The sequence below is a fragment of the Novosphingobium sp. DS6-6 genome, assembly GCF_057784975.1.
This window is the reverse complement of the sequence record NZ_JBYNTS010000018.1, coordinates 1-24,207: the sequence shown is the minus strand read 5'-3', so window position 1 is coordinate 24,207 and position 24,207 is coordinate 1. Positions and strand designations below refer to the sequence as shown.

The following is a 24,207-nucleotide window of genomic DNA, read 5'->3' as shown; positions in this document are numbered from 1 at the left end:
CTAGAAAGGCCAGGCATCGCAATGGCGATCGAACGGTACAACACGAATGACCACCTTTCGCATGTCGTTCGCGCTGGCGCGCACGTTTACATAGCTGCGCAGATCCCCGACGATACTTCGCGCGACACAACGCACCAGATCGGACAAGTACTAGCGAAGATCGACCGTTGCCTTGAATTGGCCGGAGCAGCTCGCAGTGACCTTGTGCAAGCGATCGTCTGGCTCAAGGACATGAACGACAGGCCGGCGATCAATCCCGTGTGGTCGGCGTGGGTCGGGTCAACGCCGCCCGCCCGCGCTTGCATTCAGGCCGGTCTCGCAGATCCCGATGCGCGGGTCGCCATCATGGCGACGGCGTTCATTTCCGCGGGATGAGCCGCAGGCAATGGTGACGGGAATGGCAATTCAAGCAGGTAAGGGCTGAGCATGGCAAAAGCAGATTTGACTGAAACCGTGGTGATGGGTCCGTCGGCATACAAGCCATTCTGGCGCCTGCTGAACACCAATGGTCTGGAAGGTTCGTTCGACTGCGTGATCGAAGGAGATCTGCCGAAGGGATTGCGGGGTTCGCTCTATCGCAACGGCCCCGGCGTGTTTGAACGGGGCGGCGTCCGCAAGCGCAATGTTCTCGACGGAGATGGCTTCGTCCAGGCATTCCATTTCGAGGATGGCAAGGTTTCCGCCCACAGTCGGCTCGTTGTTACACAGAAATTGAAGGACGAAGCGGCGGCCGATCAATGGCTGCATCCAACCTGGTCAACGCTTGCGCCCGGCGGCCCCGAACGCAACGGTCCCTACAGCTACCGTAGTCAGGCGGGTATCACGGTTTATCATCATCACGGCAAGCTGCTTGCATTCGATGAGCGCGCTGATCCCTCACAACTTGACGAATTCACGCTCGAGACGCTTGGGGAAGTGCGCCTTGCGCCTGCCGATAAGCCCGCCACCACACGCGCTCATACCAAACTTGACGGCAAAACGGGCGACCTTGTCGTTTTTGGCAACGAATTCGGAATGCCGGAACCGGTCGTAATGTATGTGATCGGCCAAGATGGTCATGTAAAAAGCTACACTACCGCGCCGACCCCCGCCAACTCGTTCATGCACGATTACTTCGCGACCGAACGCTATGGCATCATGCTGTTCCAGCCCTTGCAGCTCGGCATGAACGAAGTCCTGGCAGGCCAGTCCAGCATCATTGACAGCATGCAATGGCGGCCCGAGGTTGGGGGCAAGCTGCTGATCCTCGACAAGAATGGGTCCGACCCCGCTGCGGTGATCGACGTCGATAGCAGATTCATGTGGCATTCGTTCAATTCATATGAACGGAACGGTGAGATCATTGCCGACTTCGTGGGCTACGACGACCCTCATCACTTCATTGGCAATGATCCTCACCTGCGCGCCGCGACCGAAGGCCGTGCCGGCGAGGCTGGAGCCCCAGGCATTGCCCGCCGTTACATCATTGACGTCGCCCGCAAGGCGGTGAAAGAAGAAGTGGTCGCTGAGGGCAATTTCGAGTTTGGTATGGTCAACCAAGCGCATTCTTCCCATCCTTACCGCTATGGATATGCATCCAGCGCTGCGGTGGGCGAAGTGTTTCATACCGGGCTCGCGCGGATCGATTTCGAAACCGGCCATGTCGATCGCTTCGATTTTGGTGAAGGCCATGTCGTGGGTGAGCCGATCTTCGCTGCCGATCGGGATCGGGTTCCCGGGCCCGCGAGCGAACCCGGTTGGCTGCTTGCGCTGGTTTTGTCTGGCGAGACAATGACAAGCTCGGTCGCCGTTTTCGATGCCGAGCGTGTGGCAGCTGGGCCTGTTGCCATGGTCCGGCTTCCGCACCACTCTCCGATCAGTTTTCACGGCACATGGCAGGCACGCTGAGGTCAAATTCCGCAAACCCGGAAAGGGAGCCCATCCACTCGCCATATCGGCAAGTGGATGCGCTCGTGCGAGGCCTCACGATTCTGCGCTCGCTCAACGACGGTCTGGGGAAAACCGTTCTGCAGATCAGCGGCGAAACGGGCTACAACCGCACGACGGTCTATCGCGCGCTCGAAACGATGCTTGCCGAAGGCTATGTCACGAAGAGCGTGTCGAGCGGCCTATACCGTATTGCCAGCGGCGTTCACTTTCTGAGCGCGGGCTTTGGGAAGAACGCCAATCTGGTGGCCGCAGCCACGCCCGTTATGGCTGCTTTGGTAAAGACGATAGAGTGGCCGACCGACCTGCTGACATTGCAGGGGGCATCGATGGTCGTGCTCGAAACCACTTCCCGACTGAGCCCGCTGTGTTTTGGTGCGTCACCGATCGGATCGCGCTGGCCGGTGCTCGAATCAGCGGCCGGCCGCGCGCAGCTCGCGTTTTCCGAACCGACGCAACGCGAAGAAATGCTTGCGGATATTCTGATCGACCGGGGCATATCGCTCAACGCGCCGGATCTGCGCATCATGTTCAACCGCATGGTCGAAGACACGCGCGCGCGCGGATATGCGATCAGCATCGGCGAAGTTCAGGAAAAAATGGCCTCGTTGGCCGTGCCGATCTGCGTGAACGGCCACGCTATCGCGGCGCTTAACATTGTCTTTCTGAGGCGCGCGATGCGGATGGAGGCTGTCGCCGCGAAATTCCTGGCTCGCATGCAGGAAGCCGCGGCGACAATCGAGTTGGGTATGCGCGGTACGAACTAGCGGTAGAGCAGATTGACCGTCATCGCGATGGGCTGTGCGCCGACTACGAACCGAGCAGCCTCAAAACTTGGCGGAGCGAACGACACCTTCGGATTGTTGCTCCAGCCCACGCCTTCAGCGGGAATGAATCCGAGCTTGAAGTCCAGCTTCTGGTTGGCGTTCTTGTCATGAATCACGGAGATCGCGGCGGGTCCGCTGGCAACACCCTGGAATTCGCATTGTGCTGTGCCGTTCTTGATCTGCGCAACCACGCGGACAGCGGCTTGCTCCGGCTTGCGGGGAAAACCCTGAGGCGATCGGAACAAGGCGCACCGCACCTCTCCCTCGGAAGAACGCAGACCGGAAACAGTAACGCGGATCGACGACGTACTCTGTGCAGCGACCGGCTGTGCAGCGAACATGATGCCGATGCAGGTGATCGCGAATGATCTGGCTGTCATGAAATGTCCTTTCGAAGGCCGACGCCTCTGTTTCTCAGACGCAGTGCGGGTGCCGGCATTGCAACCAGCAAGCGTTCACCTGCCGAACATCAATGGCCGATGCCGATGAACGTCAAGCCGTTTGGCTAGAGTTTCCGACCAGACATCGGAGACCAATGATCATGACTTCGGGACACGCAATCGAGCGCAACGGCCTCGACGGGGCTATCGACAGGAACTGGTCCATTGTGGCCGCGGCCGCCTGCGGCCTCGCGGTAAGCGCCGGACCTGTTGCGCTGAACACGTTCGGCGTGTTCCTCAAACCCATCTCGGAAGATACCGGCTGGACACGTGGTGAGCTTTCCGCAGCCACCGGTATCGCTGCCATCTCGTGGGCTGTCGGCGCGCCGTTCGTCGGGCGCCTGGTGGATACGGTTGGCCCCCGCGCGGTGATACTCACCTCGGTGATCGCGTTCAGCTTAGGCCTGATGTCACTGTATTTCGTTCCCAACTCGGTCGGGATTTTTGTTTTCTGGTATGCGTTTGCTGCGTTTCTCGGGGTCGGTCAGTCGCCCGTGCCCTATGCGGCTGCGATCTCCGGGTGGTTCGACCATCGCCGCGGCTTGGCGCTGGGATTGGGCCTTGCGGGCGCCGGTCTAGGCGTTGCGGTTCTGCCGTCGCTGGCACAGGCGCTCATCAGCAGCGCAAGCTGGCGTACCGCGTTTGCCGGGCTCGGCGCGGTCGTTTTCGTCACCGCAGTCCCCGCGGTCTATCTGCTCCTGAAAGACCCGCCGAAAGCGACCCAGAACCCGGCGACGTCGAAAGCGCTGGGATTGACGACAAGCGCGGCACTCCGCAGCGCGCGTTTCTGGATCATCGGGTTGGCCTTCCTCGTCGTCGCCGCCACGCTGACCGGAGCCACCGTGCATATGGTTCCGCTGCTCACTGATCGCGGACTGTCCGCCGCTTCTGCAGCCGCGACAATGTCGGCATTCGGTCTTGCGCTGATCACGAGCCGCCTCGTGACGGGTCTGCTGCTCGACCGTTTTCATGCCTCATGGGTCATGCTCGGCTTGTTCATCGGCCCGGTGATCGGTCTTGCTCTCCTTGGCAACGGGGCCAGTGGGTGGGTGGCGATCACTTGCGCGTTTCTCGTGGGCATCGGTGTCGGCGCCGAGTTCGATATTCTCGCCTACATAGTCGGCCGGTATTTCGGCCTGCGGGCGTTCGGGCAGATTTACGCTTTGCTCAACGTGATGTTCGCCCTTGGCCTGGGCGGCGGACCGGCGATTTTTGGCAAGGGATTCGATCTTTTTGGCAACTATGACCTGCTCCTCCAGGGCGGTGCGGTGGGTCTGGCCGTTTCGACCCTGTCGATGTTCCTCCTCGGCCGCTACCCGGAATTCAAGCCGCAGGGCTGACAGCATTGGCCGATACAAAATGCCGCACAACGGTCGAGGATGCGACTGCTAAGACTTCGGCCTGCGTTGCGGCATCAGCCTTGCTCATGCGAGCATGATGACGAAGGTGCGCCGCCCAGTTTTCCTCAAGATACATTTCGGTAAACCGGCCCGGGCGGGCGACATCTTCAAAAGCATGCCACAAAATGGCGCCATTACGCTGCCGGACGCAGTTGAGAACGCCGATGGCCGATCTGAACTGGTCGCGATCGGCTTCGGCAACGGTATATTCCACCGTGACCATGACGGGGCCTGCTGAACCATCGATTGCCTGTGCGGCTTCAGGATCGGCCCAGGCGCGTGCAGGACTGAGATCGGCATCGTCAATCGGTAGCTCCACGCCTGCAGCGACCACGGCAACGACCACGCCCAGCGCGGCGACGGCAAGCAACGTCGTTCCGATCGACGTAACCGATGCCAGCACACCCCACCCATAGGAACCGAGTGCCATGCTGCCGTAGAAGATCATGAAGAAGAGCCCGAGCCCCCGCGCGCGTACCCATGCCGGCAATACGGCCTGGACCACCGTGAAAAGCGTCGAAACGACCGCGATCCAGGCTCCGCCTGCCAACAGGAGAAGCGCCAGCGCGATCGTGAGTCCGGGAGAAAACGCGAGCGTACCGATCACGAGAGACACAATGATCCCGCCCGCGCAGACAAGGCGCCCCGCACTCAGGCGTTGTCGAAGCAGACCTAACAACGGTGCGCAGAGCAGGGCCCCTATGCCGATCGCGGCGAGCGAGCGTCCGTAGGTATCGGCGTCGCCCCCAAGCCCTTCCCGCACGATGACAGGCAACAACGCCCAGAGCGCGCTTCCAACCAGGAAAAAGCTCGCCGCCCGGATCAGCACGCGCTGAAGCCTCCTGCTGGCGGCGACATAGCGAATGCCGCCACGAACGGCGCTCGTCAAAGTCTCGCGCGGTAGCAAAGTCTCGCGCGGTGGTTGCGACGGCAGGGCCCGGCGAACTGTCGCCAAAACGGCCATAGGCGCCAGGCATGCAACAGCGGCAGCCACAAAAGCGACCGATACGCCACCCGTGACAAGAAGCGCGCCTCCGATTGCAGGCCCCACCGCTCGAGCGACATTTATTCCGACACTGTTCAAGGCCATGGCGTTTTTCAGCGCCGAGGGCTGCACAACATCCGGGATAATCGCCTGCCACGCTGGCCCCGTTATTGCCGTACCGATCCCAGCCAAGGCGCAAAACAGCAGGAGCAGTTCAGGGGTAATCCAATCCGCGTGAGCCAGTGCGGCAAGCGACAGGACCACGAAAAACGTCGCCATATACGTCGCAATCAGCAGGCGACGCCGATCGACGAGATCGGCGATCGCGCCTGCAGGCAGGGCAAGTAGGACCATAGGTGCGAGTGTGGCGGTTTGTACGAGCGCAATCGATGCAGTCGAAACTGCGAGGCTCGCCATCAGCCAGGCGGCAGCCATGTCTCGTATCCAGTTACCGGCGTTGGCAACGATCGTTGCAACCCACAGCGCAGTGAACCGCGGTCCGACCGACGCTTCGGACATCGCGATCAGTGGCCGGCTGCGAGGATCGGTACGGTCTGTGCGGCTGTCGGCGCAGCGCCATAAAGCGTTGTGCGCTGATGCGGGCTTCGGCCGATCCCGACGATCAAGTCACGAATGTCACCGACTTCGAGTTCTCGCCCGTGAAGCGCGCCGGCCGCACGGGTTATGGACTCGTCCATCAGCGCACCGCCGAGATCGTTGGCACCCATCTCGAGACATTTTTGAGCCCCAGCCCGCCCCATCTTTACCCATGAGGTCTGAATGTTCGGAATGAGCGGGCACAACGCCAGCCGGGCAACGGCATGGACCAGCACCGCTTCTCTGAATGTCGGACCGGCGCGCACTTTGCCGCGTTTGAATATTGGCGCTTCCGAAGCAACGAAGGGCAGTGGCACGAATTCGGTGATCCCACCGGACTCGCTTTGCAGCCGTCGCAGCGCAAGCAAATGCGCCGCCCAATGCGCCGGTGTGTCGACGTGGCCAAACATCATCGTCGAGGTCGTGGGCAGACCAATCGAATGCGCGGTCCGAATCACCTCAATCCATTGCGCCGACGAAATCTTGTCGGGGCAGATGATGGCACGAACGTCATCATCAAGAATTTCGGCGGCGGTCCCCGGCAGCGATCCCAGGCCGTTGCTGCGCAGCTCCATGAGGAATTCGCGCAAACTTATACCAAGCGTAGTCGCCCCATGGTAGATTTCGAGCGGCGAGAAAGCATGAATGTGCAGTCCTGGCACAGCTGCGTGGATTGCCTTGCAGATGTCGAGGTAGGTCTGCCCGGTAAAGCTGGGGTGTATCCCGCCCTGCAGACAGACTTCTGTGGCGCCGCGTTCCCGCGCCTCACGAGCCCGCGACACAATCACTTCAAGATCAAGCAGATACGCTGCGTCTCGCTCGCCTCCACGACGCCCCTTGGAGAAGGCGCAAAACCCGCACGCATAGGAGCAGATATTGGTGTAATTGATATTCCGGTTGATCACATAGGATATCGCATTGCCACATAGGTCGCGGCGAAGATCGTCCGCGGCGTGACCGACCGCTTGTGCGTCATCACCGCGCTGTTCGAACAGGAATTCCATATCGCCAAGCGATAGCTCGCGGCCCTGTGCTGCCCTGGCCAGGACCCGATGCAAGTTGCGCCGGTTTTCATCCCAAACGAAGGGCGCCGGAACGCTCGGCTCAGGCACCGACACGGATGTGCCCGCATGCCAGGAACTGTCGCGCGCCAGACCCGACGCATCGGCAAGACGCATCACTGCCCCTTGCAGCCCGCGATCTATCCAGCGATCGGCCGCCGCAATGTAGGAAGGATAGACCGTCAACCTCGGCACCAATGTCTTGCCCCGCTTCGCGCATGCCGCCTGTAAGGCCGCAATTGCCGGCCATGGGGCTTCTGGATTGACATGGTCCAACGTTACCGGGGAAATTCCGCCCAGATCGTTCAATCCTGCATCGATAAGGGCTCCGACATCTTCGGGATGCAGGTTGGGCGGCGCCTGAATGCTCATCGCGGCGCCGAAGATCAGCCGTGCGACGGCGATTGTCCATCGCTGCTCGTCCAGATCCGGCTCTGGCGACGCAGCCATCTTCGTACCCGGCTTGGCGCGGAAGCTCTGGATTATGATTTCCTGGATATGGCCAAACTCGTCGTGAAGATCGCGGAGGGCCAACAGCGCCTCGATGCGCTCGCGCCGGGTTTCGCCGATGCCGATCAAAAGGCCTGTGGTTGTCGGCACGGAGGCGCGGCCGAGATCGGCAAGCATCCTGATGCGGACCTCGGGCCGCTTGTCGGGCGAGCCAAAGTGGGGACCGCCAGGTTCGCAAAGTCGGTCGGCTAGCGTCTCGAGCATAACGCCCATCGAAGCCGTCACCGGTCGCAGTTGCGCGATCTCTTCGCGGGTCAGGATTCCAGCATTGACGTGCACCAATAAACCCGTTTCGCGGATCACCAGCCCCGCCATTTCGGCCAGAAAGCCGGCGGTAGAAGTATGGCCAAGCTTTTCAAGCGCTTCGCGAGCGACCGCGTATCGGCTCTCCGGTCGATCCCCGACTGTGAACAGTGCTTCGCGGCACCCCGCCCGCACTCCTGCGCGGGCAATTTCGAGAATGTCGCCGGGAGACATATAGGGTGCTGCCACCGCCCGCGGCGCTTTTGCAAAGGTGCAGTAATGACAAACGTCACGGCACAACTGGGTGATGGGGATAAACACCTTTGGGGAGAAAGTGACGATATTGGCAGGACCTGCGTACGCTGCGGATCGCGCGGCAGCACATATATCGTCGATGCCCTGCGCGCTGACAGCTGCAAAGGCATTAATATGCTCTGGCGACTGACAAGTCGCGCTTGGAAAGGCGGTGTCGATCATGTTCCGACTTCTAAGCGCGCATCATTCCGCGCCGTAGAGCCTAATGGGTACGTTCCTTGCGCGAACACGGCGCGCCATCTGCCAATGATCGCGTGACCGACCGCCTAAATCGCCTCCAGACGGAACGAAAGGTATGTGACCATGAACATGACCACTGTAAATGATGCCCCAACCGCGGCGCGCGAAGCCGAATTGATCGAGCGCGAATTCATTCGTATTGAGATTGCCGACGGCATCGCCTGGGTTAAACTCAATCGCCCGCACAAGCGCAACGCCATGAACCCGGGCCTGCACTTCGAGATGCGCGATATCTTGACTGACCTTGAATATGACGATCGGGTCAAGGTCCTTGTGGTCTGCGGAGAAGGCGGGCATTTCAGCGCTGGACAGGACCTGAAGGAATTCTTCCGCGAAAACAACCAGAGCCCAGCAGATTTCCAGCGGGCGCAGGATGCCGCGAACGAATGGCGTTGGGCCAAGCTCTATGGGTACAACAAGCCGACGATCGCGATGGTGGAAGGATTCTGCGTCGGGGGGGCGTTCATGCAACTCCTTGCTACCGATTTCGCGCTTGCGGCCAACAATGCGACCTTTTCTTTGTCGGAAGTGAACTGGGGCATTCTGCCGGGCGCGCTCGTCAGCAAAGTCGTCAGCGACTACTGCCTGCCGCGTCATGCACTTTACTACGCCTGCCTTGGCGAGCCGTTCGATGCAGCCGAAGCGGTACGGATCGGTATGGTCAACAAGTGCTTCCCGGCCGAGACGCTGCGGGACGAAGTAATTGCTCTGGCGCAGAAGCTGATGACCAAGAGCCCGCGGGTGCTGCGCGCCACCAAGCAGGCCATCCGCCATGTCCGCACCATGGATTTCGGACAGGCGTATGATTATCTTGCTGAAAAAAATGCTGCCATCAAAGTCAACGACCCGGAAAACTCGTACAATGAAGGGTTGCGACAGTTCCTCGACGAAAAGAGCTACCGCCCTGCCTTTGAGTCGTTCCGGATCAGCGGCAAGTAATTCAATTCAAGGAGCGGTCCCGTGAAGAAGACTATCGAACGCGTCGCCGTGCTGGGCGCGGGTAATGGCGGATTTGCCACAGCAGCCGACCTTGCACTGCGTGGCTTCGACGTCGTTCTTCACGGGCGCCGCAGCGAGCAGATCCAGCCGGTTATCGACAACGGTGGGATCGATGTCTCCGGCGTCATCACGGGAAAGGCGCGGTTGGCAGGGGCGACATCCGATCTCGCAAAAGCAGTGCAGGGCGCTGATCTTATTATTGTCGTACTTCCCTCAATCGCGCACAAGGCCTGTGCCGATGCCCTTGCGCCGTGCATAGACCACGACAGCGTGGTTCTCCTCAACCCGGGCCATACGGGTGGCGGGCTGCATTTTCGGGAGTTGCTGCGGCGGGCCGATGGTCCGATACCCAGACTGTGCGAGGTCGTCACCCTAGCGTATGTCAGCCGGAAAGAAGGCCCCGCGCACGTCGGCATCTACAAGCAGGTCGACCAGCTCGGCTTTGCTGCACTCCCGGCCACCGAGACTGAAAATCTCGCTCACATCATTAGGCCTGTGTTCCCCTCTATCAGTCCCGCCACCAACGTTCTGGAAACAGGGCTTGGCAACGTCAACGCCGTGTTTCACCCCCCCGGGATGCTGATGAATGCGGGGTGGATTGAACATACGGGCGGGAATTTTCTCTTTTATAAACAGGGTTTGACTCCATCGGTCGCGCGCACCATCGAACTGCTGGATGCCGAAAGGATGGCTATCGCCGCGGCGCTCGGGATTCCGGCGCGCAGCTTCCTGCAGCTGTTTCATCAGGCAGGCCTGACCGACGATGCCGGCCTGGCCAGCAATTCGGTATACACCGCCTGCCAGCGCAGCGAGGCGAACCGCACGATCAAGGCGCCATCCTCGCTCGCCGACCGTTACATCGACGAGGATGTCGGTTCCGGCCTTGTGCCGATTGCCTCCCTTGCCCGCCTGGTCGACGTGCCGACCCCAGTTATCGACGCGATGATCGCCATTGCATCCGCAACCCGAGACATCGATTTCCTTAGAACCGGCACGGGTCTGGCAGACCTCGGCATCGCCGACATGACCCCTGCAGACTTGATAGCCTTTGTGACCAGCGGAGATCTTCGATGACCAAACCCTATCTCGGCATCGCATTTGACGGCTTTCTGAACGCTGCCCAGACTCTCGAGCTTGCAGCGGCGGCGGAAGAAGCTGGTGCTGGCGGTATCTGGTATGCCGAACACATGGGCTATCGCGACGGCCTGACCGCTTCGGCTGCAATGGCCGTGGCGACCAGGAATGCGATGATTATCCCAACAGCCGTCAGCCCCTATCTGTGGCATCCCAGCCCGACGGCGATGGCGATGGCGACAATCGCCGAATTGGCCCCCCGCCGCACGGCAATCGCTATCTCCGTGGGTAACATCCGCAACCTCGAGGAATCGGGCATTGCGGCCGATCGGCCCTTGCGCGTGATCCGCGAATACATCGAAGATCTGCGCGCGCTATGGTCGGGCGAGCCGGTGCATCGCGACGGCCAGATATACCGCCTGAACGGCATGCGCATGGCATTCACGGCGCCGGGGCCAATCCCGATCTACGTGGCATCGACAGGTGAAAAAATTCTCCAGCTTGCTGGCGAAACGGGTGACGGTGTCCTGCTGTCGGGAGGGCTGACTCCCGCCCACGCAAAATGGAGCCTTGATCAGATTGCGATCGGTGCGGAACGCAAGAACCGGGACCTCAGCGATTTTCGCCGTGCAGGATTGATTTATTGCGCCATCTCGAATGACGAAGCAGCTGCAGAATGGACGATGCGCAAGAAGCTCGCTTTCCTGTTTCGCAGTCCGCCGCATCGGGCCAATATTGAGTCGTCTGGTTTCGCTATCGATCAGGAGGCGATAATCGAAGCGGTCTTCAAGCGAGACATCGATGCAGCCGCCGCACTCGTCCCGGCTGAGGCCGTGCGCGCCTTCGCAGTTGTAGGAAGCCCGAAAAGCTGTCGTGACCAATTGCAGCGGTACATCGACATTGGGCTCACGGAACCGGTCATCGAAGTGAGTGGAACACCCGAAGAGCAGATACTCGCGCTCGAACTGGTGCGCGAGGTCGCGGGACATTGAAGGGCGATCCTACTACGCCAAGCCGACCATGACATGCTGCCGGAAAGCTTCCCGCTCCACCAGCCGGGCATACCATGCCTCAAGGTGGGGCAAAACCGGCCGCTCGACATCGAAGTTCAACCAGCGATATGCGTAAATGCCAAGCGGCACATCGGCGAGCGTCAAGTTCTCGCCGGCGACAAAACGAGTTTGAGAAAGTTGTTCATCCAGAACGGCAAGTGCCGCATGAACGTCAACAATGCTTGTGGCGATAATCTTGGGATTTCGCAGGTTTTCGGGCTTGCGCACCAACTCGTGGAAGAGCGGCGTGAAGGCTGGCCCAAGCAGGCTGAGTTGCCAGTCATGCCATTGATCGACAATACCAGCCCGTGCGGCTTCGGCAGGCATCAAGTCCTGGCGTCCTTCCCGCCGCGCGAGATAGCGGATTATAGCGTTCGATTCCCAGATCCGAAAATCGCCGTCAACTATGACCGGAACCAAACGATTCGGATTGATCCGACGGAAATCTTCGCCGTCGAGACCGCCAAACTCCCGGCCCTTGTCGATCCGATCAAATGCAAGGCCGAGTTCGGCGCAAACCCACAGGACCTTCTGAACGTTTGAGGAGTTTTTCCTGCCATAGATCGTTAGAGTCACAGTCTGCCCCTCAGTTCAGATAAACACTGATGGCCTTTGCCTCAGTAAAGGAAACCAACTCCTCGATCGACTCCTCGCGGCCGATACCACTGTTGCCATAGCCGCCAAACGGCAAGCCAAGATGATGCGCGCCACCGCCGTTAACCCATACATACCCCGCTCTGACAGCGCGCGCGAAACGCAGGCCGCGATCAAGATCGCGCGTCCAGACCGACGCGGTGAGGCCATAAGCAAGGCTATTGGCAAGTGCGAGCAGTTCGGTTTCGTCAGACCAGCGAAGTATCGACAATACCGGGCCGAATACTTCTTCCCGCGCGATCGACATCGCCGGTGCCACATCGGCGAACAAGGTCGGCGAAATCCAGTATCCCCGTTCAAATTCCTGGCCTGTCGGACGACCTCCGCCACAGATTATCCGCGCTCCTTCCGAACGACCGCGGTCAATCAGGCCCATCACGTGGCGATAATGCTGAAGTGAATTGACAGGCCCTGCTTCCGCTTGCGGATCCATCGGATGCGCTACCCGCAGCGCCGCCATGCGTGCCCCCACGGCATCAACGAAGCGGGCATAGAGCGAGTCATGCACGAAGACACGGCTGGTGGAGCCGCATGACTGCCCCTGCCATCCGAAATTCATCGCCTTGATTGTGGCGGATACCGCTGCGTCAAAATCACAATCCGGAAAGACCAGCATGGGATTCTTGCCGCCAAGCTCCAGGCTCAAATGCTTAACCCCGGATTCGGCTGCCGCGCGCTGGATCGACAGCCCCGTCGCGGTAGAGCCCGTAAACGCGATCCGCTTGACCGCCGGATGGCGGACAAGTGCATCACCTGCACCGCGCCCGTATCCCGTTATGATGTTAACGACGCCCGGCGGCAACGTCGCCTGGCATGCGTCTGCGAAAAGGTGGGCCGATAGCGAGCTCGTCTCGGGGGCCTTGATCACCAGCGTGTTGCCCATGATCAAGGGAGCGCCCGCGCGGCCCGCCATGAACATGAAGGGATGATTGAAGGGAACGATGCGGCCGACCACGCCGAACGGTTCGAGCTGCGTAAAGCTCAATCGTCCGGGAGGTGCCGATGGCACGGCCCCTTTCGCCTCGACTCCCGCTGCCAGATAGTACTCGAGTTGAGCAATCGATTTTTCCACATCGAGCGCCATCGCCGACCAGGTATTGCCGGTATCCCGCACCTCGACACTGCGAACCAGATCGGCATTCGCCGTAATACGGACCACCAGCTTTCGCAGGAGAGCCGCGCGTTCCTCATACGTTAGGGCAGCCCAGTCGCGCTGAGCGATGGTTGCGGCTTCGACCGCTCGATCGACATCCTGAGGCGTGGCCTCGGGCACATGTCCGATGACTTCCTCTGTAGCCGGATCGAGCGCTTCGATCGTCGCGCCATTGGACGAAGAAGAGCGCTCTTCTCCGATGAGCATCGTGATACGATTGGCGGATCCCAGTTCCATGGTTGCTGCAGGCCTAGAGGTCACGCATGATGCGTTCGGCGATTTTCGGTGAGAGCCGCATCAACGCGAACAGGATCTTCGTCTTGCCGATACGGACTTCGAGTTCGTCGCGCGCGAACGCGTCCCAGAATTCGTCGACCAACTGCAACGGCGTCAGCTTGCCGCTGCCCCGCCCCTTGGTCATTGCCGTGTCAACCAGGGGAGGAATAATCTCGAACACGCGCAGCCGAGCGTCTTTTACCTGATACCGCAAACCCTTGGTGAAAAGGTGGATGCCACCCTTGGTGCCGCAATAGACCGCCGCGGTTTTCTTGGGGACGATACCCAGCCCGGACGAGATATTCACCAAGGCCGCATCGGGCGCCGCCGAAAGTTTGGGCCATAGCAACTTTGTCAGCACCAGAGGTGCCACGAAATTGGCATCGATCTCGGTGCGCAGGTTATCCGTCGTGAAGTCCTTCGAGCCAAACAGGACATTGAACTGAATGCCTGCATTGTTCACAAGCACGTTCAGGTTCGGAAGCACCTCTTCGGCATGGCGCACCAATTCGACAAGGTCCTCATGCACGGTGACATCGCACTGCTTCGTCTTGAGCCCGGGCAGCAGGGCCGCAGCACGCTCCAGCGATTCGAGGCGGCGGCCGCAGACCAGAACTTCGTTGCCTGTGGCAAGAAAGCGCTTGGCGAGTTCAAAACCGATGCCCTCGCTGCCACCGGTTATCAAGACCGAGTTACCCGACGTCTTCATGAGTAGCCTTCCAGAAAGTGCGGACGAAAGCTTCGTCAGTCCGCGATATTGATGACCCGCGTTTGGGTGAACTGCCGGTGGCCATAAACCGAACCGTGAAACCCGTATCCGCTCCACCGTGCGCCAACCCAGGGGCTACGATGGCTTGCTCCGCAGGCCCGGTTTATGCCGACCATTCCGGATTTGAGTCGGGCAGCTGCTGCTGCTGCCCGATCAACGTCTCGCGAGAAGACGGAAGCGCCCAGGGCAAAAGGCAATGAATTTGCCACCGCAACAGCTTCCTCGTCGGTCTCGAATGATGCGATCGTGATGACAGGGCCGAAAGTTTCGCGCTTGGCGATCACCGAGTCGGGATTGACCGATCCCAGCACGGTCGGCTCGATCAGAAGGCCGTCTTCATCGCGGTGCCCGCCAGCAAGAACGACAGCGCCCATTGCGATTGCCTCATCGACCTGTGCGATCACCTTGTCGTACTGGGCGCGATTGACCATTGGGCCGATTGTCGTGCTTGCTTCCCGACTATCGCCTTGTCGCTCCAGTTGCGTTAGCGCGCGAACCTTGTCGGTGAAAGGCTCGAATACCGCACTTTGCACAAGAACGCGCTCGGTGCTGACACATACCTGCCCGGCGTTTGAAAATCCGTTCTCGACTGCAAATCGTGCGGCCGCATCAAGGTCCGCGTCGTCAAAAACGATAAGCGGATCCTTTCCACCGAGTTCGAGCAGAACCCGCTTCAAACCTCCGGCCGCGGCGGCCATGATATGTTTTCCAGCTTCGGTCGATCCAACGAAAGCAATAAGATCAACGTCAGCGGCAACCAGTGCGCGTCCTTGCACCTCGTTGCCTTGGACCAGGCAAAGAACATCCGCCGGAAGCGCCGGTGCCAGAGCCTTGTAGAGCCACTCCCCAACGACCGGGGTCTCCTCGGATGGCTTGAACACGACCGAATTGCCAGCGGCGAGCGCTGGTACAATCAGATTCAGTGCCATCATCAGCGGAAAATTCCATGGCGTGATAACAGCGCATGTTCCAAGCGGATCGAAGCGCAGAACGCTTCGTACGCCAGCATCGACGATCGTCTCTTCGGAAAGGGCCGCGCCGATATCCGAAAGGAAACCTGCCAGCTTTGCCTGGCACTTCCGTACCTCTGCACGAGCCTGCGTTATCGGCTTTCCCATCTCTGCAGTGATGAGCGCGGCCACCTGCTCGCCCTCATCTTCAAGTTTGCCACGCAAGCCATCAATCATGGCAAGCCGGGTTTCAAGCGGCGTCATTGCCCAGTTAACCTGCGCCGATGCTGCTCGGCCAACAATGCCACCAATCGCTTCGGGGGGCGTAACGGCAACTTTGCCGATTCGGCTGCGATCAATAGGACTGATCGAATCAAGATCTGGCAACATGCTGGTTATATCTCGATATAGCTGAGTAACGCTGCCTGTTCCGTTGCATATTAACGCGAGCCTCTACCCACGCCACCCTGCCATGTTCGTTCAACGAACAAGCCCGATCAGACATAAAAGCTTGCGGTGGTTGCCAGTCATAAAAATGAAATCGGTCAAATGTTGGCGGCTTTATATAAAACATAATGAAAACGATAGACTGGCTGTTGAGCATACCGGTCATTCCTAGTGGGGGATATTGCAATGGCCAAGATTGTTGGGTTCCGTGATAACTCTATTATCGGATTTTCAATTGCGTTGATCACAGCCTCGCCCGCATGGGCCCAGACCGCACCGGACACGAAGGTTCCATCCAATGGTGCCGGAGACGCTGGGACGAAAATCGAGGAAATCGTCGTCACTGCCCAGAAGCGGGAAGAGTCGATTCAAAGCGTTCCGGTCGCGATCAGCGCCTTCTCCAGCGCCAGTCTTGCAAAGCAGGGCGTTCTGGGCGCCAGCGACTTTCGCTACCGCGTACCCAACCTGCAGTTCACCGGCAATGGGTTTGGCGATGCAAACCTTTCGATACGCGGCATCGGAACAAACCTGATCGGCGCGACGATCGACCAGGGCGTCGGTGTGCACGTGAACGGTGCCCCCCTCACTTCGCCACGCATCGTCGAGACCGACTTTTTCGATGTTGAACGAGTCGAAGTCCTCCGGGGACCCCAGGGAACGCTGTACGGCCGCAATGCGCCTGCTGGCGTGCTGAATATCATCACGCGCACGCCGAGCGATAATTTCGAGGGTTATGCATTTGCCGAATATGGCAATTACGATAGTCGGCGCCTGAAAGGCGCGGTGAACGTGCCGATTTCGGAAAATTTTGCCATTCGTTTCGCTGGTTACTATCTCAATCGCGATGGCTTTACTTTCAATGAGTATGACGGCAGCCGCATTGACGGACGCAATCAATGGGCAATTCGCGGCTCTGTAAAGCTTGACTTTAGCGAGACGACGCGTGTGCGCTTGTCGGTGGATCACTTCCACGAAAACTCCAACCGCTCCCGCATCGGAAAATTGCTTTGTACTACGGATACCCGACCCTTCCCGTACAACCAGGGCTGCGTGGGCACCTCCGTAGGTTTCGGAACACCGGCCAACAATGGCACACTCGCAGGCTTGCTCAACGGCACGATTCCTGCGTTCGCGACGTCAGGGCGAGTCTTTCTCATCAATCCGGGTACCGTCACCACAGCATCCAATCCCAGCGACTTGCGGCGCGTGCGACTCGATTACAATCCGAGCAATAGGGTAAAGGAAACTGTAGCGACGCTCATTCTCGAACAGGACATTGGCGAACTTAAACTGACTTCAACATCGGGCTATCAGAACAGTTGGAATTCGAGCTTTGCCGACTACGATCAGCTCGCGAATTCGAGCTTCGTATCTCTCGGCGCCAGTTCCACTGCTCTCGCGATTTTTCCCAACGGCCAAATTTCAACCCAAACCTCATTGTCCGGCGATCGAAGGGTTGTAAACAATCTTTACTCCGTAGACGAATTCAGTCGTGATCTCACGCAGTACACGCAGGAATTGAGGCTGCAATCTCATTTTAGCGGATCATGGGATTTTCTCGCTGGAGCATTTTATCTGAACTCCAAGAACAATTCCGCTTACTCTGTTTTCTCAAGTGGTTTCGAGACAGGTGGGCGGATAATTGGCCTCTCGCCGAACTATTATTTCAGTTCACAGACCACCCCGTCGAAACTCGAATCTTACGCCGCATTTGGAGAAGCGTATTGGCGGATCAATCCCGATCTCAAGATCACGGTCGGTGCCCGCTACACTTACGATAGCAAAAGCATCAACTCCAGAACGATTCTCTTCAGCGGAAATGATACTCCATATGAATACCAATCAGGTTCATGGCGGCGAGTCACAGGGCGAGTTCTGGCGGACTATAAAACCTCCATTCCTGGCCTGACAGACAAGACCTTGATCTATGGTTCGATTTCAACGGGATTCAAGGGTGGCGGCTTCAACACGGTATCAAACAACCCTGATATTCCAACCCGCTTCAAGCCGGAAGATATTACGTCTTTTGAAGTGGGTATGAAGAACTCTCTTTTCAATAATAAAATACTATTTAATTTAACCAGTTTTTATTACATCTATAAGAACTTGCAGGTCTCTCAAATTGTCGATAACACAGCGATAAACGATAATATCGACGCTCGCATTGGGGGCCTGGAAGCTGAGTTGCAAGCACAACCTATCCGCGGACTTAGCATCAACTCTACGCTGGGATATCTGCACACATCGATCCGCTCCGGCGAGATCGTCGACTTGCGGGATGTAACAGGAGGCAATTCGAACTACACCTCCTTCAAGAACGCAAACAATGGATCCAACTGCGCGGTACCAAACAACGCAAACGATATCGCCCGAGGCTGTTCAAGCCAGTCGGCAATATCCGGTGTTCCAGTTAACGTGAGAGGACGATCGCTGCAGTATGCACCTGAATGGACGTTTAATACAGGGTTGCAGTATGCCATTCCGATCGACAATCTCGATCTGACTCCACGAATTGATTACTATCTGCAGTCAGCGTCTTACTCGCGGATCTTTAACGATGCGGCAGACCGTATGCCTGGTTACGATCGCATCGACCTGAGCTTGACGCTTGCGCCGACGGACAACGCATGGACCTTGCGTGCGTTCGTAAGAAACCTGGGCAACCGTCAGGTCATTGTCGGTCAGGCGTTGAATGATCCCACGGCGGGCTTATCCACTCAAGCCTTCCTGGCAGATCCCAGAACCTTCGGCATATCGGCTGAGTTCAATTTCTGAGAGCCCGTCTTCAAAAGTAGTTGAGTGATATCAGTTGGTTGCGCTTGATGCGCTGTCACAGGGTTGATTCTGTGGTTTCGCCAAAAACTTACAGGATTCAATCATGTGGACCGATATCACTCGGCGCCAGCATAGCCGTGCTGGCCTGCGTTATCCAAGTGATTTGCGAGATGAGGAGTGGGGTTTGATCGCGCCGCTGTTTCCGGCGGCGCGGCAAGGTGGGCGTCCGCGGGCGACGGACTTGCGCGAGGTCTTGAACGCGATCCTCTACCTGGCAACGAGCGGCTGCCAGTGGCGGATGCTGCCCAAGGATTTCCCGCCGCTCTCGACTGTGCAGCGGTACTTCTATCCTAGGCGGCGTGGACAAATTTGAGCCAGTATCTAGCGGTGGCGAGATGGACCATGCCGAGGAAGCTGTTGGCAAGCTGGTCGTAGCGGGTGGCGATGGCGCGGTTGATCTTGAGTTGGCCGAACATGCGCTCGATCCGATTGCGCTGTTTGTAGAGCACTCGATCATACTCGATCTTCACACGGCGGTTTGACCGGCCAGGGATGACGGCCTTGATCTTTCGTTCGGCAAGATCGGTGCGGATGGCATCGGCATCGTAGCCTTTATCGGCAAGGAATGCGTCGGGTGCCTGCTCAGGCAGGTCGATCAAATCATCATACGCTTTGCAATCTGCGGCCTCGCCGCCCGTCAGGTAGAAGGCGACTGGCCGTCCAAGGGCATCAGCCAGACAGTGAAGTTTACTGGTGAACCCGCCCCGCGAGCGGCCAAGAGCGCGTCGATAAGTCCCCCTTTTCCACCCGCTGCCGAAACGTGGGCGCGGACTGTGGTGCTGTCGATGCTGTAGTGGCCGCTGTCGGCCATGATCTCGGCCAACGTTACGGCAACGGCCTCCCAGACCCCGGCCTCACTCCACCGCCGGAACCGACGATAGATGGTGTTCCAACTGCCATACTTGGGCGGGACATCGCGCCACGGCGCTCCGCAGCGGAGCCGCCAGAGAATGCCGTTGATGATGGAGCGGTTCTGCTCAGGCGGCCTGCCTCGGCTACGGTTCTCAGGCTCGATTGGCAGCAAGTCCTTCAGAACGCGCCATTCCGCCTCAGTGAGATCACCCCTGCTCAAGCCTGCCTCCAAAAAGCAGCCTTGAATCAGCGACTGGAGGCTACGTCAATCTGGTCTCTTTGTGTCGGTGGAATGATACGAAGCGACGCAACGAAATAGCAGGCTGCTGGCACGGTTATGGCCAGAGACAACAAGCCTGCCCGGCCAAAAATCACGCAGCTGCCAAATAGCGGAACGGCTATCGCTGCCAGAGACCAAGATATCGGGCGACGCAGGATCGCGGCCCCAAACCAGAGGGAAAGGACAGCGGCAGCAATCAAAAAGGGCACAGAGAATGTAGCTATCACAATGATGAGAGAGCCAAACATCAGACCGGGCAGCGCGAGCGCCAGCGCCCACACCCCGATCACGCGGGCGGACACTTCAATGCGGAGCGTTCGGAATTGCATCTCGCTATTCTAAATCAAACCGGGATTTCGGCAAATGCCGCAGTCATAGCTCAGCGCGAGGGCACCGTGGAATTTGTCCACGCCGCCTAATGCGCGGCGTAACCGACGACGGCAAGCGGCTCGACATCGCCGGGGATTACATCGCTTATGGTATCCGCGAACGGGCAAGCGAGATCGTCACCCTAGAACTGGGCCGTCAGACCGAGCAGGAGGTCAGCCGCCAGCTTGAGCGCGAAGTGGATGCCGAACGCTTCACCCGGCTCGACCGGATGCTGATCGCCGAGCAGGCGGCCAGCAACGAGTTTGCGGACCTTCGGCCCGACAAGGACATGGCCGAGACCATGCGCCAGAACCGGGCGTTGCTGATCGACCGTGCCCGCAAGCTGAAGCGCATGGGGCTGGCGACCGAGCACACGCCGGGCATCTGGACGATATCGCCGCGCGCCGAACCAATGCTGCGCGAGTTGGGCACGCGCGGCGACATCATCAAGACGATGCACCAGGCGCTGGACCGCGAGGGGCTGGCGGAACAGCGGGCCTATGCGGGCTACACCGTGCATCGTGCCACACCGACCGAACGGATCGTCGGGCGCGTCGTCGCCAAGGGGCTTGGCAGCGACGAGCTTGGCGAACGGATGGGCCTGACCATCGACGGCGTGGACGGGCGTGTCCATCATCTGGAGGTTCCGGCGGTCAAGGTCGAGGACATCCGGCGCGGCAGCATCATAGCGGTGGACCCGCCGCCGAGCACCCCGCGCGTTGCCGATGAGAAAATTCTGCAACAGACCGACGCCAACGGCATCTATCGTCCCAGCAGGCATCTGGACTCCGTTCGCGAGACTATGCCCCGGATCGATCACGAGCGTCATGTCCAGTCGCACGTCCGCAGGCTGGAAGCCTTGCGTCGCGCCGGGATCGTCGAGCGGCTCGATGCCGATCGCTGGACCATCCCTGCCGACCTGCCCGAACGCGGTCTGGCCCATGACCGGCAGCGGTTTGGCAAAGGTCCGCGCATCGAAACGCTGTCAGACCTGCCACTCAACCGGCAGATCGGACACGAAGGTGCGACCTGGCTCGACCGGACGATGATCGGCGGCGGGCGCGAGACCATGCCGCATACGGGGTTCGGCGGTGACGTGCGCGCCGCGTGGGACGCCCGCAAACGTGCGCTTGCCGACATGGGCTTTGCCGAGGATCGCGGGCAAAGTCGCTTCCACGCCCCTAAGGACATCATCACCCGGCTGGAGCACGCCGACATCAGCCGCGTCGGCAAGGCGCTTGCCGCCGAGCGCGGCCTGAGCTGGCAGCTATCAGCCCCCGGCGAATATATCTCCGGCAAACTCGTTGGCTCGACCCAGATTGCCAGCGGACGGTTCGCGATGATCGACAATGGCCTGGGCTTCCAGCTCGTCCCTTGGAGCGACCCGCTGGAAAAGCGCCTCGGCCAGCACATCAGCGGGGTCGCCATGTCGGGCGGCGGCGTGGACTGGTCGTTCGGACGCAACCGGGGACTGGGGCTGTGAACGGCGCACTGCTAGCCCAGCGCCGCCAAGCCTCGGCGGTCGGCCAACGGCCCTCAAGGTCAAGCCCTACGGGCGGCTGACGCCGACCTTGACCGCCGTCGCCCGTCCGCCGCTTCGAAATCATCCACCGGGACGGAAGAACGCCAGTGCGCCGAACCGAAGAACGAGTTGAGGTGCGTTTGGCTGCTACGCTATCCACGCCGTGCGCTGCAACCAGCCGCCGCGCCCCTGTATTTGCGCGCGACAACACGAAGCGTAGTATGGCGTAGACATGGGCGGTTCCGCTGTGGCCCTGCTTCGCCGACTCTGGCGCGATGCCCCGCCCATCGCGCCGCCACCACGAACCCACCGCCTCCGAGCAACTTGAAGCCTTGCTTGGCGCGCCGTGGCCGTTTCCCGGTCGTCCGCCCAGGCATGACGTGGCGAGGTGGCGCGTGACCGATGATTGGCCCGCAAAGGTCCCAGTCACCGACGCCGAGATCGCGGTGTTCGAGGCATGGTTCGGCGACCTTTTCGATGAGCTGTTTGGTCCTGTCTGAGCCTCCCACTTTCCCGTCACGCTCAAATCAGCACGCTTGCATTGAGTACCTCATTGGAGTATGTAGAGTCATGTCGAAACCAGCGCCCGTCCGCGTCGTCGAGACGCGCGAGTTTCTGGCGGCGACCCGGCGCATGATGACGGACGAGGAGCGCGGCCTGTTGGTGGATTATCTCGCCTATAACCCGGCAGCGGGTGAGTTGATCCCTGGCACCGGCGGGGTCCGCAAGCTGCGCTGGGGACTGGAGGGACGCGGCAAGCGCGGCGGCGCGCGGGTGGTCTACTTCTACCACAGTGAGGCCATGCCGCTGTTTGCGCTAACCGCCTATGCCAAGAATGAGCGGGCAGACTTGAGTCAGGCTGACCGTAACGACTTCCGCCGCCTGACCGCGCTGCTGGCGGATACCTATGCGAAAAGGAGCAAGCGATGACGAGCAAGATCGCCGACAGCATCCGGCGCGGGCTGGAGGAGGCCGTCGCCTATGCCGAAGGCACGGCGGACACCAGCCGCTTTGGGGTGCATATCCCGCAGGAGATCGACGTGAAGGCGATCCGGGCAAAGCTCGACATGACGCAGGAGGAGTTTGCCGGACGGTTCGGCTTCTCGATCAAGACGCTCCGGCATTGGGAACAGAAGCAGCGCGCCCCGGAAGGCCCGGCGCGGGCCTATCTCCTCGTCATCGACCGCGACCCCAAGGCGGTGCAGCGCGCATTGAGGAAGGCGGCATGACCGCCGCGCCACCGAGCACCGTGCCGCTGCGCGCCGCCCTGTATTTGCGCGTCTCGACCGCGCGGCAGGCCGAGCATGACGTGTCGATCCCCAACCAACGCAAGCAGGGTGAAGCCTATTGCGCCGCGCGCGGCTACCAGCTCGTCGAGACCTTCGTGGACGCAGGCGCATCCGCCACTAACGACCGCCGCCCCGAGTTCCAGCAGATGATCGAGGCCGGGACGGCGAAGCCCGCGCCGTTCGAGGTAGTGGTCGTCCACTCGTTCAGCCGCTTTTTCCGCGATCACTTCGAGCTGGAGTTCTACGTCCGCAAACTGGCGAAGAACGGCATTCGCCTTGTGTCGATCACCCAGGAGATGGGCGACGACCCGATGCACGTCATGATGCGCCAGATCATGGCGCTGTTCGACGAGTATCAGTCCAAAGAGAACGCCAAGCACGTGCTTCGCGCCTTGAAGGAGAATGCCCGGCAGGGGTTCTGGAACGGCTCGCTGCCGCCGATCGGCTACCGCGTCGCCGCTGCCGAGCAGCGCGGGGCCAAGATCAAGAAGAAGCTGGAGATTGACCCGATCCACGCCGAGACGGTGCGGCTCGCGTTCCGGTTGGCGCTGGAGGGCGACGGCACGTCTGGACCGATGGGCGTCAAGGCGATCACCAAGTACTTCAACGAGCACCGCATCTACACGCGCGACGGCGGACGTTGGGGCATCGGCACCGTCCACCGGATGCTGACCCGGCGGACCTATATTGGGGATCACGAGTTCAACCGGCGCACCAAGAACGGCGAGAACAAGCCGGATGAAGAAGTCATCCCGGTCGCCGTGCCGCCGATCATCGATCAGGAGACTTTCGACGCCGTTCAGGCTCGGATGAAGGCGCGCAACCCGAAGGTAACACCGCCGCAGGTCGTTGGCGGTCCCACGCTGCTTACCGGTCTGATCCATTGCGCCAAGTGCGGCGGGGCGATGACCAGCCGCACCGGCAAGGGTGGGAGGTATCGCTACTATAGCTGCTCGACCAAGGCCCGGCAGGGGCCGACCGCCTGCACCGGCATGACGGTTCCGATGGAGAAGCTGGACGCGCTAGAGCAGATTCCGATCACTCTGGCTCATAACCTGCTGCGATAAAGTAATTTGTGCATTCGTGGGGTGTGAAGCGTGGCAGCGCATCGCGAATGGCATCCCAGAGTTCGGGGACAGTCC

General features: G+C 59.9%; 20 protein-coding genes and 2 pseudogenes. 13 read left to right on the top strand and 9 right to left on the bottom strand.

The features are described 5' to 3' along the window. Positions 1-21: 21 nt before the first annotated feature. The 3 genes from AC3EDY_RS15365 to AC3EDY_RS15355 are packed head-to-tail and all read left to right on the top strand — an operon-like array spanning position 22 to position 2,693. Entirely contained in the window at positions 22-375 is a 354-nt protein-coding gene (locus tag AC3EDY_RS15365; protein WP_488573375.1) for a RidA family protein, read from the top strand. Between the two features lie 51 nt (positions 376-426). Continuing rightward, positions 427-1,887, top strand: a complete 1,461-nt coding sequence (locus AC3EDY_RS15360; RefSeq protein ID WP_488573374.1) for a carotenoid oxygenase family protein — start codon at positions 427-429, stop codon at positions 1,885-1,887. A 53-nt stretch (positions 1,888-1,940) separates the two neighbouring features. Further along, complete coding sequence (locus AC3EDY_RS15355) at positions 1,941-2,693, top strand: IclR family transcriptional regulator domain-containing protein (protein ID WP_488573373.1); 753 nt, start codon at positions 1,941-1,943, stop codon at positions 2,691-2,693. On the opposite strand, the gene AC3EDY_RS15350 is transcribed toward AC3EDY_RS15355, so the two are convergent. Beyond that, complete coding sequence (locus AC3EDY_RS15350) at positions 2,690-3,133, bottom strand: DUF2141 domain-containing protein (RefSeq protein ID WP_488573372.1); 444 nt, start codon at positions 3,131-3,133, stop codon at positions 2,690-2,692. The genes AC3EDY_RS15355 and AC3EDY_RS15350 overlap by 4 nt on opposite strands. Positions 3,134-3,288: 155 nt before the next feature. Between AC3EDY_RS15350 and AC3EDY_RS15345 the strand changes: the two genes are divergently transcribed. Then, a complete protein-coding gene (locus AC3EDY_RS15345) occupies positions 3,289-4,533 on the top strand; it encodes an MFS transporter (protein WP_488573371.1) in 1,245 nt (414 codons plus the stop codon). On the opposite strand, the gene AC3EDY_RS15340 is transcribed toward AC3EDY_RS15345, so the two are convergent. Together AC3EDY_RS15340 and cofH are read right to left on the bottom strand one after the other, a co-directional pair. Further along, positions 4,517-6,097 carry an MFS transporter gene (locus AC3EDY_RS15340; RefSeq protein ID WP_488573370.1) on the bottom strand — a complete coding sequence of 527 codons (1,581 nt, stop codon included), beginning with the start codon at positions 6,095-6,097 and terminating at the stop codon, positions 4,517-4,519. The genes AC3EDY_RS15345 and AC3EDY_RS15340 overlap by 17 nt on opposite strands. 5 nt (positions 6,098-6,102) lie before the next feature. Beyond that, entirely contained in the window at positions 6,103-8,466 is a 2,364-nt protein-coding gene (cofH, locus tag AC3EDY_RS15335; RefSeq protein WP_488573369.1) for a 5-amino-6-(D-ribitylamino)uracil--L-tyrosine 4-hydroxyphenyl transferase CofH, read from the bottom strand. 141 nt (positions 8,467-8,607) lie between these two features. Between cofH and AC3EDY_RS15330 the strand changes: the two genes are divergently transcribed. Genes AC3EDY_RS15330 through AC3EDY_RS15320 form a run of 3 tightly spaced genes read left to right on the top strand, consistent with a single transcriptional unit; the run spans position 8,608 to position 11,609 of the window. Then, on the top strand, positions 8,608-9,483 hold the full coding sequence (locus tag AC3EDY_RS15330; RefSeq protein WP_488573368.1) for a p-hydroxycinnamoyl CoA hydratase/lyase: 876 nt from the start codon (positions 8,608-8,610) through the stop codon (positions 9,481-9,483). A 21-nt stretch (positions 9,484-9,504) separates the two neighbouring features. Then, entirely contained in the window at positions 9,505-10,617 is a 1,113-nt protein-coding gene (locus AC3EDY_RS15325; protein WP_488573367.1) for an NAD/NADP octopine/nopaline dehydrogenase family protein, read from the top strand. Further along, positions 10,614-11,609, top strand: a complete 996-nt coding sequence (locus AC3EDY_RS15320; RefSeq protein ID WP_488573366.1) for an LLM class flavin-dependent oxidoreductase — start codon at positions 10,614-10,616, stop codon at positions 11,607-11,609. Before AC3EDY_RS15325 ends, AC3EDY_RS15320 begins: the two co-directional genes overlap by 4 nt. A 12-nt stretch (positions 11,610-11,621) precedes the next feature. Here AC3EDY_RS15320 and AC3EDY_RS15315 read toward each other — a convergent pair whose 3' ends face one another. From AC3EDY_RS15315 to AC3EDY_RS15300, 4 genes are read right to left on the bottom strand one after another with little or no spacing between them, the layout of a single operon-like run. Further along, entirely contained in the window at positions 11,622-12,245 is a 624-nt protein-coding gene (locus tag AC3EDY_RS15315; RefSeq protein WP_488573365.1) for a glutathione S-transferase family protein, read from the bottom strand. Positions 12,246-12,255: 10 nt separating this feature from the next. Further along, positions 12,256-13,713, bottom strand: coding sequence for an aldehyde dehydrogenase family protein (locus AC3EDY_RS15310; protein ID WP_488573364.1), 1,458 nt, complete (start codon positions 13,711-13,713; stop codon positions 12,256-12,258). A 13-nt stretch (positions 13,714-13,726) separates the two neighbouring features. Further along, positions 13,727-14,461 (bottom strand): SDR family oxidoreductase, encoded by a 735-nt coding sequence (locus tag AC3EDY_RS15305; protein WP_488573363.1) that lies wholly within the window; start codon positions 14,459-14,461, stop codon positions 13,727-13,729. Between the two features lie 35 nt (positions 14,462-14,496). Further along, on the bottom strand, positions 14,497-15,861 hold the full coding sequence (locus AC3EDY_RS15300; protein ID WP_488573362.1) for an aldehyde dehydrogenase family protein: 1,365 nt from the start codon (positions 15,859-15,861) through the stop codon (positions 14,497-14,499). A 243-nt stretch (positions 15,862-16,104) separates the two neighbouring features. On the opposite strand from AC3EDY_RS15300, the gene AC3EDY_RS15295 reads away from it, so the two are divergent. Both AC3EDY_RS15295 and AC3EDY_RS15290 read left to right on the top strand, forming a co-directional pair. Continuing rightward, entirely contained in the window at positions 16,105-18,693 is a 2,589-nt protein-coding gene (locus AC3EDY_RS15295; RefSeq protein ID WP_488573361.1) for a TonB-dependent receptor, read from the top strand. Between the two features lie 103 nt (positions 18,694-18,796). Further along, a pseudogene (locus AC3EDY_RS15290) lies at positions 18,797-19,051 on the top strand (transposase); the annotation flags it as partial. On the opposite strand, the gene AC3EDY_RS15285 reads toward AC3EDY_RS15290, so the two are convergent. Continuing rightward, positions 19,044-19,825 (bottom strand): IS5 family transposase gene (locus AC3EDY_RS15285; protein WP_488573360.1). Its coding sequence is split into 2 segments (ribosomal slippage): positions 19,044-19,498 and positions 19,498-19,825, totalling 783 coding nucleotides; the frame shifts between segments, so codons are not numbered across the junction. The pseudogene AC3EDY_RS15290 and the gene AC3EDY_RS15285 overlap by 8 nt on opposite strands. A gap of 478 nt (positions 19,826-20,303) precedes the next feature. Between AC3EDY_RS15285 and AC3EDY_RS15280 the strand changes: the two genes are divergently transcribed. The 4 genes from AC3EDY_RS15280 (at position 20,304) to AC3EDY_RS15265 (ending at position 24,132) form a co-directional block, all read left to right on the top strand. Continuing rightward, positions 20,304-21,737 (top strand): DUF3363 domain-containing protein, encoded by a 1,434-nt coding sequence (locus AC3EDY_RS15280; RefSeq protein WP_488573359.1) that lies wholly within the window; start codon positions 20,304-20,306, stop codon positions 21,735-21,737. Between the two features lie 609 nt (positions 21,738-22,346). Beyond that, positions 22,347-22,706 (top strand): type II toxin-antitoxin system RelE/ParE family toxin, encoded by a 360-nt coding sequence (locus AC3EDY_RS15275; RefSeq protein WP_488573358.1) that lies wholly within the window; start codon positions 22,347-22,349, stop codon positions 22,704-22,706. Next, positions 22,703-23,005, top strand: coding sequence for a helix-turn-helix domain-containing protein (locus AC3EDY_RS15270; protein ID WP_488573357.1), 303 nt, complete (start codon positions 22,703-22,705; stop codon positions 23,003-23,005). Before AC3EDY_RS15275 ends, AC3EDY_RS15270 begins: the two co-directional genes overlap by 4 nt. Then, the gene (locus AC3EDY_RS15265; protein WP_488573356.1) at positions 23,002-24,132 is read left to right on the top strand and encodes a recombinase family protein; all 1,131 of its coding nucleotides are present in this window, start codon (positions 23,002-23,004) and stop codon (positions 24,130-24,132) included. The genes AC3EDY_RS15270 and AC3EDY_RS15265 overlap by 4 nt, the downstream gene beginning before the upstream one ends. Here the strand turns inward: AC3EDY_RS15265 and AC3EDY_RS15260 are convergent. After that, positions 24,104-24,207: pseudogene (locus AC3EDY_RS15260) on the bottom strand (IS630 family transposase); the annotation flags it as partial. The gene AC3EDY_RS15265 and the pseudogene AC3EDY_RS15260 sit on opposite strands and share 29 nt — an antisense overlap.

Coding starts and splice junctions, on each gene's coding strand:
- AC3EDY_RS15300 (WP_488573362.1), bottom strand. CDS start 15,861: ATGTTGCCAGATCTTGATTCGATCAGTCCTATTGATCGCAGCCGAATC.
- AC3EDY_RS15340 (WP_488573370.1), bottom strand. CDS start 6,097: ATGTCCGAAGCGTCGGTCGGACCGCGGTTCACTGCGCTGTGGGTTGCA.
- AC3EDY_RS15365 (WP_488573375.1), top strand. CDS start 22: ATGGCGATCGAACGGTACAACACGAATGACCACCTTTCGCATGTCGTT.
- AC3EDY_RS15345 (WP_488573371.1), top strand. CDS start 3,289: ATGATCATGACTTCGGGACACGCAATCGAGCGCAACGGCCTCGACGGG.
- AC3EDY_RS15270 (WP_488573357.1), top strand. CDS start 22,703: ATGACGAGCAAGATCGCCGACAGCATCCGGCGCGGGCTGGAGGAGGCC.
- AC3EDY_RS15275 (WP_488573358.1), top strand. CDS start 22,347: ATGTCGAAACCAGCGCCCGTCCGCGTCGTCGAGACGCGCGAGTTTCTG.
- AC3EDY_RS15280 (WP_488573359.1), top strand. CDS start 20,304: ATGCGCGGCGTAACCGACGACGGCAAGCGGCTCGACATCGCCGGGGAT.
- AC3EDY_RS15330 (WP_488573368.1), top strand. CDS start 8,608: ATGAACATGACCACTGTAAATGATGCCCCAACCGCGGCGCGCGAAGCC.
- AC3EDY_RS15360 (WP_488573374.1), top strand. CDS start 427: ATGGCAAAAGCAGATTTGACTGAAACCGTGGTGATGGGTCCGTCGGCA.
- AC3EDY_RS15310 (WP_488573364.1), bottom strand. CDS start 13,713: ATGGAACTGGGATCCGCCAATCGTATCACGATGCTCATCGGAGAAGAG.
- AC3EDY_RS15265 (WP_488573356.1), top strand. CDS start 23,002: ATGACCGCCGCGCCACCGAGCACCGTGCCGCTGCGCGCCGCCCTGTAT.
- AC3EDY_RS15320 (WP_488573366.1), top strand. CDS start 10,614: ATGACCAAACCCTATCTCGGCATCGCATTTGACGGCTTTCTGAACGCT.
- cofH (WP_488573369.1), bottom strand. CDS start 8,466: ATGATCGACACCGCCTTTCCAAGCGCGACTTGTCAGTCGCCAGAGCAT.
- AC3EDY_RS15295 (WP_488573361.1), top strand. CDS start 16,105: ATGGCCAAGATTGTTGGGTTCCGTGATAACTCTATTATCGGATTTTCA.
- AC3EDY_RS15305 (WP_488573363.1), bottom strand. CDS start 14,461: ATGAAGACGTCGGGTAACTCGGTCTTGATAACCGGTGGCAGCGAGGGC.
- AC3EDY_RS15350 (WP_488573372.1), bottom strand. CDS start 3,133: ATGACAGCCAGATCATTCGCGATCACCTGCATCGGCATCATGTTCGCT.